The sequence below is a fragment of the Burkholderia sp. WP42 genome, assembly GCF_000745665.1.
GTDB classification, from domain to species: domain Bacteria; phylum Pseudomonadota; class Gammaproteobacteria; order Burkholderiales; family Burkholderiaceae; genus Burkholderia; species Burkholderia vietnamiensis.
Map to the genome: position 1 here is coordinate 20,436 of NZ_JQJT01000016.1, position 12,922 is coordinate 33,357.

10 protein-coding genes are annotated in these 12,922 nt (G+C 69.6%); 3 read left to right on the forward strand and 7 right to left on the reverse strand.

The window, feature by feature from the left end; all coding sequences use genetic code 11:
* Window positions 1–91: 91 nt before the first annotated feature.
* Entirely contained in the window at window positions 92–1,645 is a 1,554-nt protein-coding gene (gene garD, locus EX20_RS09190) for a galactarate dehydratase (RefSeq protein WP_034193347.1), read from the reverse strand.
* Between the two features lie 230 nt (window positions 1,646–1,875).
* Between garD and kdgD the strand changes: the two genes are divergently transcribed.
* Window positions 1,876–2,790, forward strand: coding sequence for a 5-dehydro-4-deoxyglucarate dehydratase (gene kdgD, locus EX20_RS09195; protein ID WP_011880909.1), 915 nt, complete (start codon window positions 1,876–1,878; stop codon window positions 2,788–2,790).
* 303 nt (window positions 2,791–3,093) lie between these two features.
* Here the strand turns inward: kdgD and EX20_RS09200 are convergent, their stop codons facing one another.
* A complete protein-coding gene (locus EX20_RS09200) occupies window positions 3,094–4,671 on the reverse strand; it encodes an aldehyde dehydrogenase (NADP(+)) (RefSeq protein ID WP_034193348.1) in 1,578 nt (525 codons plus the stop codon).
* Window positions 4,672–4,921: 250 nt separating this feature from the next.
* On the opposite strand from EX20_RS09200, the gene EX20_RS09205 reads away from it, so the two are divergent.
* Together EX20_RS09205 and EX20_RS09210 are read left to right on the forward strand one after the other, a co-directional pair.
* Window positions 4,922–6,298 carry an MFS transporter gene (locus EX20_RS09205; RefSeq protein WP_011880911.1) on the forward strand — a complete coding sequence of 459 codons (1,377 nt, stop codon included), beginning with the start codon at window positions 4,922–4,924 and terminating at the stop codon, window positions 6,296–6,298.
* A gap of 161 nt (window positions 6,299–6,459) precedes the next feature.
* Window positions 6,460–7,311, forward strand: a complete 852-nt coding sequence (locus EX20_RS09210; RefSeq protein ID WP_034193349.1) for a helix-turn-helix domain-containing protein — start codon at window positions 6,460–6,462, stop codon at window positions 7,309–7,311.
* 226 nt (window positions 7,312–7,537) lie between these two features.
* On the opposite strand, the gene EX20_RS09215 is transcribed toward EX20_RS09210, so the two are convergent.
* Genes EX20_RS09215 through EX20_RS09235 form a run of 5 tightly spaced genes read right to left on the reverse strand, consistent with a single transcriptional unit; the run spans window position 7,538 to window position 12,916 of the window.
* On the reverse strand, window positions 7,538–8,749 hold the full coding sequence (locus tag EX20_RS09215; RefSeq protein WP_011880913.1) for an acyl-CoA dehydrogenase family protein: 1,212 nt from the start codon (window positions 8,747–8,749) through the stop codon (window positions 7,538–7,540).
* Window positions 8,746–9,603 carry a hypothetical protein gene (locus EX20_RS09220; protein WP_011880914.1) on the reverse strand — a complete coding sequence of 286 codons (858 nt, stop codon included), beginning with the start codon at window positions 9,601–9,603 and terminating at the stop codon, window positions 8,746–8,748. Before EX20_RS09220 ends, EX20_RS09215 begins: the two co-directional genes overlap by 4 nt.
* 54 nt (window positions 9,604–9,657) lie before the next feature.
* Window positions 9,658–10,314 carry a methionine ABC transporter permease gene (locus EX20_RS09225; protein WP_011880915.1) on the reverse strand — a complete coding sequence of 219 codons (657 nt, stop codon included), beginning with the start codon at window positions 10,312–10,314 and terminating at the stop codon, window positions 9,658–9,660.
* The gene (locus EX20_RS09230) at window positions 10,307–11,485 is read right to left on the reverse strand and encodes a methionine ABC transporter ATP-binding protein (RefSeq protein ID WP_034193350.1); all 1,179 of its coding nucleotides are present in this window, start codon (window positions 11,483–11,485) and stop codon (window positions 10,307–10,309) included. Before EX20_RS09230 ends, EX20_RS09225 begins: the two co-directional genes overlap by 8 nt.
* A gap of 18 nt (window positions 11,486–11,503) precedes the next feature.
* Window positions 11,504–12,916 (reverse strand): LLM class flavin-dependent oxidoreductase, encoded by a 1,413-nt coding sequence (locus EX20_RS09235; RefSeq protein ID WP_014724080.1) that lies wholly within the window; start codon window positions 12,914–12,916, stop codon window positions 11,504–11,506.
* Between the last annotated feature and the right edge of the window lie 6 nt (window positions 12,917–12,922).

Here is a 12,922-nt window from a genome sequence, read left to right on the forward strand (position 1 = left end):
ATGTCAGGCCGCCGCGCGGCGGCGCGATGACGACGTGACGACGGGGGCGCGAAGGCGCCCGCTTCGGCCGCAGCAAGCCACCGCGCGCGCGTCAGGTCACCGGCGCCGGATTGAACAGCGTCAGCGCGTTCGCGAGCTTCCACTGCTCGGCCCATGTGCGCCGCTTGCCGCTCGCGACGTCGAGCATCAGCCGGAACAGCTCCCAGCCGACGTCCTCGATCGACGCCGCACCGGTCGCGATCTGGCCGGCGTCGAGATCCATCAGGTCGTGCCAGCGGCGCGCGAGATCGCTGCGCGTCGCGACCTTGATCACCGGCACCTGCGCAAGCCCGTACGGCGTGCCGCGCCCGGTCGTGAACACGTGCAGGTTCATCCCGGCCGCGAGCTGCAGCGTGCCGCAGATGAAGTCGCTCGCGGGCGTCGCCGCGTACAGCAGCCCCTTCTGCCGCGCCCGCTCGCCCGGCCGCACGACGCCGGCGATCGGCGCGCTGCCGGACTTCACGATCGAGCCCATCGCCTTCTCGACGATGTTCGACAGGCCGCCCTTCTTGTTGCCGGGCGTCGTGTTCGCGCTGCGGTCGACGCGGCCGCGCTCCAGGTAACGGTCGTACCAGTCCATCTCGCGGATGATCTCGCGCGCCACCTCTTGGTTGGCCGCGCGCGACGTCAGCTGCGCGACGCCGTCGCGCACTTCGGTGACTTCCGAGAACATGATCGTCGCGCCCGCGCGCACCAGCAGGTCCGCCGCGAAGCCGACCGCCGGATTCGCCGTCAGGCCGGAGAACGCGTCGCTGCCGCCGCATTGCACGCCGACGACGAGATCCGACGCCGGGCAGGTTTCGCGGCGGCGGCGGTTCAGCCGTTCGAGGTGCGCTTCGGCCATCGTCATGATCGAGTCGATCATCGACTCGAAGCCGACGTGCCCGGCGTCCTGCAGACACACGACGCCGCCGTTGCCGGCCGCGCCGTCGGCCGTGACGGGGATCGCGCCCGGCGGCAGCAGACGCTCGGGCTGGAGCTTCTCGCAGCCGAGGCTCACGGTCATCACTTCGCCGCCGAAGTTCGGGTTCAGGCTGATGTTGCGCAGCGTGCGGATCGGGATGTCCGCGTCGGGCGCGTCGATCGCGACGCCGCAGCCGTACGTGTGCTCGAGCCCGACCACGTCGTCGACGTGCGGGTAGCGCGGCAGCAGTTCGGCCTTGATCCGCTTCACCGCATGCTCGACGACGCCCGACACGCACTGCACGGTCGTCGTGATCGCCAGGATATTGCGCGTGCCGACCGAGCCGTCGGCATTGCGGAAGCCCTCGAACGTATAGCCGTCGAGCGGCGCGAGCGGCGGCGCGGCGCGCGTGGCGAGCGGCAGGTCGTCGAGCCCCGGCGGCTCGGGCATGCGCATCGTGCGCTCGTTCACCCAGCTGCCGCGCGGCAAGTCGGTCAGCGCATAGCCGATCACGACGTTGTAGCGGACGACCGGAGCGCCGGCCGCGAGATCGGTCAGCGCGACCTTGTGCCCTTGCGGTACGCGTTCGCGCAACGTCAGCCCGTCGGCGAACGTCGCGCCCTCGGGCAGGCCGCCGTCGTTGACCACGATCGCGACGTTGTCGTCCGGATGCACGCGAATGTAGAGAGGGGAAGCAGTCATCGGAATTCCTGGGAAGCCACCAATTTAATCGTTAGTCATCATACGACATTCATCGATCCGCCGGGATGTTGCGTAAACCCTTATCCGGATAGACCCTAGCGTTGACAGATCAGCAAACCGCTTGCGCAGTGCATTCGTGCGTTGTACGATGACATACAACGACATCGCCACTACGGCTCGGATGGCGTGCCCGACGAACCCAGCACTCGCGCTAGACGGACGACCCAACCATGACTTCACCGCAAGAACTCAAACAGATCATCTCCCACGGCCTGCTGTCGTTTCCGCTGACGGACTTCGACGAACAACGCAACTTCCGGCCGTCCACCTATGCCGAGCGTCTGGAGTGGCTCGCGCCGTATGGCGCGACCGCGCTGTTCGCCGCGGGCGGCACCGGTGAATTCTTCTCGCTCACGCAGCGCGAGTATTCGGACGTGATTCGCGTCGCGACCGAAACCTGCAAGGGCAAGGTGCCGATCCTGGCCGGCGCCGGCGGCGCGACGCGCGTCGCGATCGAATATGCGCAGGAAGCCGAACGCCTCGGCGCGAGCGGCGTGCTGCTGATGCCGCACTACCTGACCGAAGCGAGCCAGGAAGGCATCGCCGAGCACGTCGAGCAGGTGTGCCGCGCGCTGAAGATCGGCGTCGTGGTGTACAACCGCGCGAATTCGAAGCTCAATGCGGACATGCTCGAGCGCCTGGCCGACCGCTGCCCGAACCTGATCGGCTTCAAGGACGGCGTCGGCGAAATCGAGAGCATGGTCACGATCCGCCGCCGTCTCGGCGACCGCTTCGCGTACCTCGGCGGCCTGCCGACGGCGGAAGTGTACGCAGCCGCGTACAAGGCGCTCGGCGTGCCGGTGTACTCGTCGGCCGTGTTCAACTTCATCCCGAAGACGGCGATGGCGTTCTACGAAGCGATCGCGAAGGACGACCACGCGACGGTCGGCCGCCTGATCGACGAGTTCTTCCTGCCCTACCTGAAGATCCGCAACCGCCGCGCGGGCTATGCGGTGAGCATCGTGAAGGCAGGTGCGAAGCTGGTCGGCCACGACGCCGGCCCGGTGCGCGCACCGCTGATCGATCTCACCGACGACGAAATGGCCGAGCTCGACGTGTTGATCAAGAAGATGGGCCCGCAGTAAGCGCGGCGGGCGGCCGGCGTCGTGCCGGGCGCCGTCGTGAAGCTGCTCGACCGTGTTGCGGCCGGCGCTTGCCGGCCGCTGTCGTTTGGGACGGCGCAGCGTGCGATGAGTCGGCGGCAGCGCTGCCGAATGCGCAGACTCCGCCCGCATGCGCCGCTGCTGCGGCACCCGGCGCGCCCATTCCATCACCGGTTCGAAACCGCCCCGGCGACGACCGACAAAAAGCGGACGCGGCCAGCCGGCCGCGTCCGCTTTTCCGTTCCGGCATGGCGGCCCGCGCATGCGCGCGAGGCCGCGGCCGCGTCACTCCGCCTTGCCGTCCCGCAGACGCGGAATCGCGAGCGGATTGCTTTCCTGCAACCCTTCGGGCAGCAGATCGTCCGGGAAGTCCTGGTAGCACACGGGCCGCAGGAACCGCTCGATCGCGGTCGCGCCGACCGACGTGACGGCCGGATTCGACGTCGCCGGGAACGGGCCGCCGTGCACCATCGCATCGCACACCTCGACGCCGGTCGGATAGCCGTTGACCAGCAGGCGTCCGGCCTTGCGCTCGAGAACCGGCAGCAGGCGGCGCGCGAGCGGCTTGTCGTCGGCGTCGATCTGCAGCGTGGCCGTCAATTGCCCTTCGAGCGCCTCGAGCACGCGCGCGACTTCGTCGAGATCGCGGCAACGCACGACCAGCGACGCCGGCCCGAACACCTCGTGGCTGAACGCCTCCTCGGCGAGGAACGCTTGCGCGGCGACTTCGTACAGTGCGCCGCCCGCCTGGCATTCGGTCTGCGGCGCTTCACCGGCGCCCAGCTCGCGCACGCCGGCCAGTTCGGCCAGCTTGCCGCGGCCGTTGCGATATGCGTCGGCGATGCCGCGCGTCAGCATCACGCCGGCCGGCTTCTTCGCGAGCGCCTGCGCGGCGACGGTTTCGAAGCGGTCGAGATCGGGACCGTCGATCGCGAGCACGAGGCCGGGGTTCGTGCAGAACTGGCCGACGCCGAGCGTCAGCGAGTCGACGAAGCCGGCCGCGATCGCGTCGCCGCGCGCGGCCAGCGCGGCCGGGAACAGCACGACCGGATTGATGCTGCTCATTTCGGCGTAGACGGGGATCGGCTGCGCGCGGGCGTTCGCGAGATGCACGAGCGCCATCCCGCCCTGCCGCGATCCGGTGAAACCGACTGCCTGGATCGCCGGATGGCTGACGAGCTGCGCGCCGATCACGCGGCCGGGGCCGACCAGCAGCGAGAACACGCCGGCCGGCATCCCGCATTTGGCGGCCGCCGCGCGGATCGCGCGACCGACCAGCTCGGACGTGCCGAGATGCGCCTCGTGCGCCTTGACGATCACCGGACAGCCGGCCGCGAGCGCGGACGCCGTATCGCCGCCGGCCACCGAGAACGCGAGCGGGAAGTTGCTCGCGCCGAACACGGCGACCGGCCCGAGCGCGACCTTCTGCAGCCGCAGATCGGAGCGCGGCAGCGGCGTGCGCGCCGGCTGCGCCGGGTCGATCGACGCGGCGAGGAAGCGCCCGTCGCGCACCACGCGCGCGAACAGCCGCAGCTGGCCGACGGTGCGGCCGCGCTCGCCTTGCAAGCGCGCCACGGGCAGACCCGTTTCGGCGTGCGCGCGTTCGATCAGCGCGTCGCCGAGCGCGACGATTTCGTCGGCGATCGCTTCCAGAAACGCCGCACGCGCGGCGAGCGGCTGGGTGCGGTACGCGTCGAACGCGTCGCGCGCCAGCTCGCACGCGCGATCGACGTCGGCCGGCGACGCGACGCCGAACGCCGGCGTGTCGATCTGCGCGCCCTTGGTCGGATCGAATGCGTACAAGGTACCGGCCGAGCCGGCCACCGCGTCGGCGCCGATCAGCATCTCTCCAGTCAGTTGCATGGGTGTGCTCCGTGTTCGTTCGGGAATGGTGCGCTCATTGTATCTCAACAGATACGATGTCTGCTGACGACGCACTACCGATCGCGCCGCCTGCGAAGGCGCGCACGATACACCGCCAGGCCAATCTGGGCCAAGCTATCCGGCCACTTCCCACACTCTGTGACAGTCATCAAAGGGAAAACCCGAGGTTTATGTATTGGGCCGTTCCCCATAAACTCCCGCCGATGTCATACGACGACGTACATTTAAAGTGACCCATCGAACCTCCTCTCGCGATCTCCCCATCGACCTCGCCGGCAGCGCGCGCCGCACCGCCGTGCGCTACTGGATTCTGGCGATGCTGTTCGTCGTCACGACGCTCAACTACGCCGACCGCGCGACGCTGTCGATCACCGGCACGCCGATCCGCAAGGCCTTCGGCATCGATCCGGTGACGATGGGCTACATCTTCTCGGCGTTCAGCTGGGCGTACGTGCTCGCGCAATTGCCGAGCGGCTGGCTGCTCGACCGCTTCGGCGCGCGGCGCGTCTATGCAGCGAGCATCTTCCTGTGGTCGGCGTTCACGCTGCTGCAAAGCACGATCGGTCTGGGCGGCAGCGCGGCGTTCGCGGTGGCCGCGCTGTTCGCGATGCGCTTCGCGGTGGGCATCGCCGAAGCGCCCGCGTTCCCCGCCAACGCGAAGGTCGTCGCGAGCTGGTTCCCGACCGCGGAGCGCGGCACAGCGTCGGCGATCTTCAACGCGGCGCAGTATTTCGCGGCGGTGGTGTTCTCGCCGCTGATGGCGTGGCTCACGCACGCGTACGGCTGGCATCACGTGTATCTGTGGCTCGGCCTCGCCGGCATCGCGCTCGCGTGCCTGTGGCTGCGCGTGATGAAGGATCCGGTGGACCATCCGGCCGTGAACCGCGCGGAACTCGAGCACATCGAGCAAGGCGGCGGCCTCGTACGCACCACGTCGCGCGGCAACGGCACGGCGTCGGGCGGCAACCGCGTCGCCGGCTGGTACTACGTGCGCCAGCTGCTGTCGAACCGGATGCTGCTCGGCGTCTATCTCGGTCAGTACTGCGTGAACGTGCTCACCTATTTCTTCCTCACGTGGTTTCCGATCTACCTCGTGCAGGCGCGCGGGATGTCGCTGCTGAAGGCCGGCTTCATGACGTCGCTGCCGGCGATCTGCGGCTTTCTCGGCGGCGTGCTGGGCGGGATGCTGTCGGACACGCTGATTCGCCGCGGCGTATCGCTGACGCTTGCACGCAAGATTCCGATCGTCGGCGGGATGCTGCTGTCGATGGTCATCATCGGCTGCAATTACGTCGACAGCGAAGCGCTGGTGATCGCGCTGATGGCCGTGTCGTTCTTCGGCAAGGGCATCGGTTCGCTCGGCTGGGCCGTCGTCGCGGACACCGCGCCGAAGGAAGCGATCGGCCTGTCCGGCAGCCTGTTCAACATGTTCGGCAATACGGCCGGCATCGTCGCGCCGATCGCGATCGGCTATCTGGTCGGCGCGAGCGGTTCGTTCAACGGCGCGCTCGTGTTCGTCGGGCTCAATGCGCTCGTCACGGTGCTCAGCTATCTCGTGATCGTGAAGGACATCAAGCGCGTGGAGCTGCGTCATCGCGATGCTTGAGGAGCGGTAGCTCGAGGCGCCGGGCTGGGTGATCGTGGGCTGGTGAGGCGGCGGGGGTTGCTCCGGTTGCGTCGCTCCGGCGCCCGCCGCAGCCCGCGTAGCCCCGACGCTTACCTCGCAGGTAATACCCGGCGCGCGCGGGATTGCCTATCATCGTCCCCATGAACTCGACCGCCGCCCTCCACTCGCTCCCGTCGTCCGCCGGCCGCGCGTCCGGCATCGGCCCGTTGTTGCGCACCTGGCGGCAACGCCGCCGCCTGAGCCAGATGGCGCTCGCGCTGGAAGCCGAGGTGTCCGCGCGGCACCTGAGCTTCGTCGAATCGGGCCGCGCGCAGCCGAGCCGCGACATGGTGCTGCATCTGGCCGAGCGCCTCGACGTTCCGCTGCGCGAACGCAATGCGCTGCTCGTCGCGGCCGGCTACGCGCCGCTGTTTCGCGAGCGACCGTTTTCCGATCCGCAACTGGATGCCGCGCGGCATGCCGTCGAAGCCGTGCTGCGCGGCCACGAGCCGTATCCGGCGCTCGCGGTCGATCGCCACTGGACGCTGCTCGCCGCGAACCGGATGCTCGGCGCGCTGGTCGAGCAAGCCGATCCCGCGCTGCTGCAGCCGCCCGTCAACGTGTTGCGGCTCAGCCTGCATCCGGACGGCCTCGCAGCGCGGATCGTCAACTGGCACGAATGGCGCGCGCACATCCTGCATCGGCTGCAACGGCAGATCGACGCGAGCGGCGACCGCACGCTGCACACGCTGCGCGATGAACTGGCGGCGTATCCGGCGCTGGCCGGCCAGCCCGACGACGCGCCGCCGCGCACCGACTACGCGGACATCGCCGTCCCGCTGCGGCTGCGCACGGCAAGCGGCGACGAGCTGACGTTCTTCAGCACGACGACGGTATTCGGCACGCCGGTCGACGTCACGCTGTCGGAGCTTGCGATCGAGGCGTTTTTCCCGGCGAACCCGCAGACGACCGACGCGATGCGCGCACTGGCCGATACGCTGGCGGCGCAGTGAGCGGGCGGGCCGGCGCGGCTGTGGTCGCGCGGCGCGTCGGTCCCGACATGTGACACGGTGCATCGTGCGCGAACGTCGAGCGGCTGACTTGGTGTGCGGAACGGCCCGCGACAGCGATCACACACGGCGCCCGCGAATCGCGTAACGCATGTTCGTTCACGCGATCGCCTCCCGGCTCGCCGCCACGGCATCGACAACCGGCACACGCGAGCGTCCCCCACCGTCGTCACGTATAGAGCGACGCCTGCGGCAGCTCACCGGTCAGCGCGAACCTCCCGACGTCGCGCAGCCGGTAGTCGAGCGGATCGTGCAGCGTATGCGTGCGCGCGTTGCGCCAGAATCTGTCGAGGCCGAGCGACGCGGCCGTCGCACGCGCGCCGCACGCATCGAACAACGCCTCGCCGTTCGCGAGCGCCGCGCGTTGCGCGACGATCTTCGCGTTCGACACCGCGATCGCCACTTCCGCGCGCTGGTTCGCGCTCAACGCGTCGCGCAGCGTCCACGCGCGCTGCAGGTCGAGAGCCGCGCGATCCGCGAGCGACGCCGCCGCGACCGCCTGCACGTGCATCTCGCCGAAGCGTTGCAGCGTATAAGGATCGTCGCCCGCCTGCGCGACGCCCGCATGTATCCACGGCCGGCCGTGCGTCAGCACGTAATCGCGCGCCTCCGCGAGCGCACCTTGCGCGAGGCCGACGAACAGGTTCGTCAGCACCAGTTGCGACACCAGCGTGCGCAGCGTCGCGTGCGGCGTCGGCGGCGTTTCGGAGCGATGCAGCACCTCGTCCGGCGCGAGCCGCACGCCGTCGAACTGCACGCTGCCGCTATCCGTCTGCCGCTGGCCGATCGGGTCCCAGTCGTCGTTGACGGCGATTCCGTCGCGCGCAGTCGGCACCACGCCGAACACCGGGCGGCCGGTGGCCGGATCGTGCGCGGACACCGTCATCCGCTGCGAGCCGCGCGTGCCCGAACAGAAGCCCTTCACGCCGTCGAGCCGGTAGCCGCCGTCCGGCAACGCGGTTGCAGCGAGCCGCGTGTCGAGCGGATTGACGGCATTGCCCCACCACCAGCGATGCTCGACCGTGCCGCGCAGATAGCGCTCGCGCTGTGCCGCATTGCCCCACACGTCGACGCTCACCACCTGCAGCGCCTGGAACCCGACCAGATGCGCGAGCGCGCTGTCGACGCGCGCGATCCGCCGGATCGTGTCGTAGACGGCCGGCCATTCGGCCTCCTGCCCGCCGAATTCGCGCGGCACCGCGAGCGTCAGCACGCCCGCGTCGGCAAGCCGCTGCTTCGCATCGGCCGCATGACCGCCGGTGCGGTCGCGCGCGACGGCCGTCTCGCGCAGCGCATCGAGCGCGCGGTCGAGCGCCGCGTCGGCGTGGGCGCGCTCGTCGGTATCCGGCGCGAACGTCGCCGGGCCACGCGGATCGTTCATGCAACGGCTTCCGCAACGATGGTTTCGCGCGCAACGACGTCGCGTGACAGCGGCGTGAGCGCATCGAGCCGGCGCCCGGTCAGCCGCGCCAGGATTTCGCGCCGCCAGTCGTCGTAGATCGCGCGGTACTCGGCGATATCCGCGCCGAACACGTGCGCGGTATGCGCGTACTCGTCGTGCAGATAGCCGTCGAGGCGCGCCTGCGTTTCCTCGTCGGCTGCGATCACGCGGTCGATCAGCGCCTCGCGCTCGGCAGCCGGCAGCGCCGCCAGCTTGTCGAACCACCACTGCACGATCTGCACGCGATGCCACTCCTCGTCGGGCCGGATGCGGTTCTCGCCATGCTCGCGCATCGCGCCGTCGGCGATGCGGCCGGTCTTGCGCTGAATCCACAGCTTCGCGAGGATGTGCAGCTCGTAATGCCATTCGAACGCGAGGAAGCCCGCGACGTCGCGCACCGCGATGTCGCCGATGCGCGCCCAGTGCGCATCGACGAGCCGCGCAACCTCGGCCAGCGGATCGCGGCCGGTCAGCTCGGTCACGCGCTCGCGGCCGATCACCGCGTGCGCGCCGTCGTCGCCGAGCTGGCGCGACAGGATCAGCTGGAAATGCGGATCGTCGCGAAACAGCGTGTCGATCGCCTTCGCGACGACCTGCACGATGAACAGGTCGTGCGACGCCATCTTCGTGTAGTAGTCGGCCACGGCAGCCAGTTCGTCGTCGCCGTGCGGCTCGCGCGGCGGCGTCGCCAGCTTGTCGGGGAAGCCCGGACGATGGCGTCGCGCCACGTCGAGAAACAGCGCTTCCTCGAATTGTCCGTTCCAGTCGCGCGGTGCGCCGATGGGTAAGTTCATGGGTATCGTTCTCTCAGGGTCTTCAATGAAACGAGCGGACGCGCGCGGCGCCGCTCAGGTACGCCGGGCCACGCGCCGCACCAGGCGGTCGCCCGTGAATTGCACGGCCGAAACGAGTGCGATCAGGATCGCGATCACGGTCACCATGACCGTCGTGTCGAAGCGCTGATAGCCGTAGCGGATCGCGAGGTCGCCGAGCCCGCCCGCGCCGACGGCGCCCGCCATCGCGGTCGAGCCGATCAGCGCAACGACGGTGATCGTGAAGCCGCCGAGCATGCCGGGCAGCGCCTCCGGCAGCAGCACGTGCCACACGATGTGGCGGCGTTTCGCGCCCATCGCGAGCGCGGCCTCGATCAGCCCGCGATCGACTTCGCGCAGGCTCACTTCGGCGATCCGCGCGAAGAACGGAATCGCTGCGATCGACAGCGGCACGACGGCCGCCCACACGCCGATCGTCGTGCCGATCAGCACGCGCGTGAACGGCAACAGCGCGACGAGCAGGATGATGAACGGCGTCGAGCGGAACACGTTGACGAGCGCGCCGAGCACCGCGTTAGCGGCGCGCCGTTCGTAGATGCCGCCGGGCGCGGTCGTCACCAGCACCACCGCGAGCGGAATGCCGGCCAGCGCCGCGATCGCGGCCGACGCGGCGACCATCGACAGCGTGTCGCGGATCGCGTCGAGCAGTTCGGGCCACCACAGCTCAAACATAGCCGAGCACCTCCGCGTGGTTCGCGTGCCGGCGCGCGCGTTCGAGCAACGCGGCGACCGTGCGCGGGCCGGCAGGCGGCTCGCCGGGTTCGGCCGCGCGCGGCTGCGCCGCGATCACGAGGCGCCCCTGTGCATGTCCCTGGATCCGCTCGATCCCGCCGTGCAGAAAGCGCACGGCGCCGCCGAGCGCGGCCGCGAGCGCGCCGAGATCCGGCTCGCCGGCGCTCTCGCCCGTATAGCGGATGTCGAGCACGATCTGCGCGCCGTCGGGCAACGCCGCGTGCTCGGGCAACGGCTGCACGCGCGCGGCGAGTTCGGCCGGCAGGTCGTGCACGAGCGTGCTGAGCAGCGCGCGCGTCGCGCCATGGCGCGGCTTGCCGAACACGCGCCACACCGCGCCCGTTTCGACCACCTCACCCTGCTCGATCACCGCGACCGTGTCGCACACCGCTCGGATCACCTCCATCTCGTGCGTGATCAGCACGATCGTCAGGCCGAGACGGCGATTGATGTCGGCGAGCAGCGCGAGGATCGACTGCGTCGTTTCGGGATCGAGCGCCGACGTCGCCTCGTCGCACAGCAGCACCTCCGGATCGTGCACCAGCGCCCGTGCGATTCCGACGCGCTGCTTCTGGCCGCCCGACAGGCTCGCCGGATACGCGTCGCGCTTCGCGGCGAGCCCGACGAGTTCGAGCAGCGCATCGACCTTGCGCACGCGCTCAGCCTTCGGCACACCGGCGATCTTCAGCGGCAGCGCGACGTTCTCGAACACGGTTTTCGCGGACAGCAGGTTGAAATGCTGAAACACCATGCCGGTGCGGCGGCGCAGCGCGACGAGCCCGTCGTCGTCGAGCGTGCCGACCTCGACGCCGTGCACGCGCACGCTGCCCGAGCTCGCGCGTTCGAGGCCGTTCACGAGCCGCAGCAGCGTCGACTTGCCGGCGCCGCTGCGGCCGATGATGCCGAACACCTCGCCGCGTCGCACGTCGAGCGTCACGTCGCGCAGCGCGGCGGCGTGGCCGCGCGGCGTCGCGAACACCTTGCCGACGCGGTCGAACGAGACGGCCGCGGCGATTGCGCCCGCTTCGTCGGCGGCCGCTGCATGCGCGTTTGCGCTCGCGCGCGCCGCCGTCGCGTCGATGAATCCCGGCGGATCGAACCATTGCGTCATCGCTTCGCTCCGTCACGTTCATGCATGCGCGGCTTCCGCCGCCGCCACCGCGGCGGCCGGCCGGTGCCGCGCACCGGTGTGCCAGGCGGGCAGCCGCGCGCCGGCGCCGAACAGCTTCTCGCGCAGCGTCGGCGCGGGATCGTAGTCTTCCTTGTAGACGCCGCGGTTCTGCAACTCGGGCACGACCCAGTCGACGAAATCCACGAACGATTCGGGCATCACGGTGCGCGTCAGGTTGAAGCCGTCGATGCCCGTCTCGTCGATCCACGCCTGCAACTCGTCCGCGACCTGCGACGGCGCTCCGACGATCGGCGCGTAGCGTCCGCCGAGCGACATCTGCTCGAGCATGCGCCGCACGGTCCACGTGCCGCTCGTGCTCTTGCGCGAGATCGCGTCGACGGCCGACTGGATCGAATCGGTCTTCACATACGAGATCGGCTCGTCGAGGCCGTACTTCGCGAAGTCGATGCCGGTCGAGCTGGCGAAATGCGCGAGGCCCGCTTCCGCGCTCGCATAGCGCCGGTACTCGTCGAACTTCTCGCGCGCGAGCCGCTCGGTCTCGGCGGTCACGACGCTCACGCCGGCGAAAATCCGGATCGACGCCGGGTCGCGGCCCTGGCGTGCGGCGGCCGCGCGAATATCGAGCACGGCCGCGCGCGCAGCCGCCTTGCTCTGGCCGTTCACGAACACGCATTCGGCGTGGCGCGCGGCGAACTCGACGCCGCGCGCCGACGAACCGGCCTGATACAGCACCGGCGTGCGCTGCAGCGACGGCTCGCTCAGATGGATCGCATCGACCGAATAGAACGGCCCATCGTGCTTCACGCGCCGCACCTTGTCGGGCCGCGCGAACACGCGCGCGTGCGCATCGCGGATCACCGCATCGTCGTCCCAGCTCTGCTCCCACAGCTTGTAGACGACCTCCATGTAATCGTCCGCGCGCTCGTAGCGATCGTCGTGGCCGATCTGCTGCGCGAGGCCCATGCCGCGCGCGGCGCTGTCGAGATAGCCGGTCACGATGTTCCAGCCGACGCGGCCCTTCGTCAGGTGATCGAGCGTCGACATCCGGCGTGCGAACAGATAAGGCGGCTCGTAGGTCAGGTTCGCGGTCACGCCGAAGCCGAGATGGCGCGTGACCTGCGCCATCGCGGGCACGAGCAGCAGCGGATCGTTCACCGGCACCTGCACCGATTCGCGCAGCGCCGCGTCGGGGCCGCCGCCGTACACGTCGTAGACGCCGACGATGTCCGCCAGAAAGATCCCGTCGAACTTGCCGCGCTCGAGCGTCTGCGCGAGATCGGTCCAGTAGTCGAGATCGGTGTAATGCGCGGAGCGGTCGCGCGGATGGGTCCACAGCCCGTGGTTGATGTGCCCGACGCAGTTCATGTTGAACGCGTTGAGCAGGATCTTCTTGCGGTTGGCGGTCGTCATGTCGTC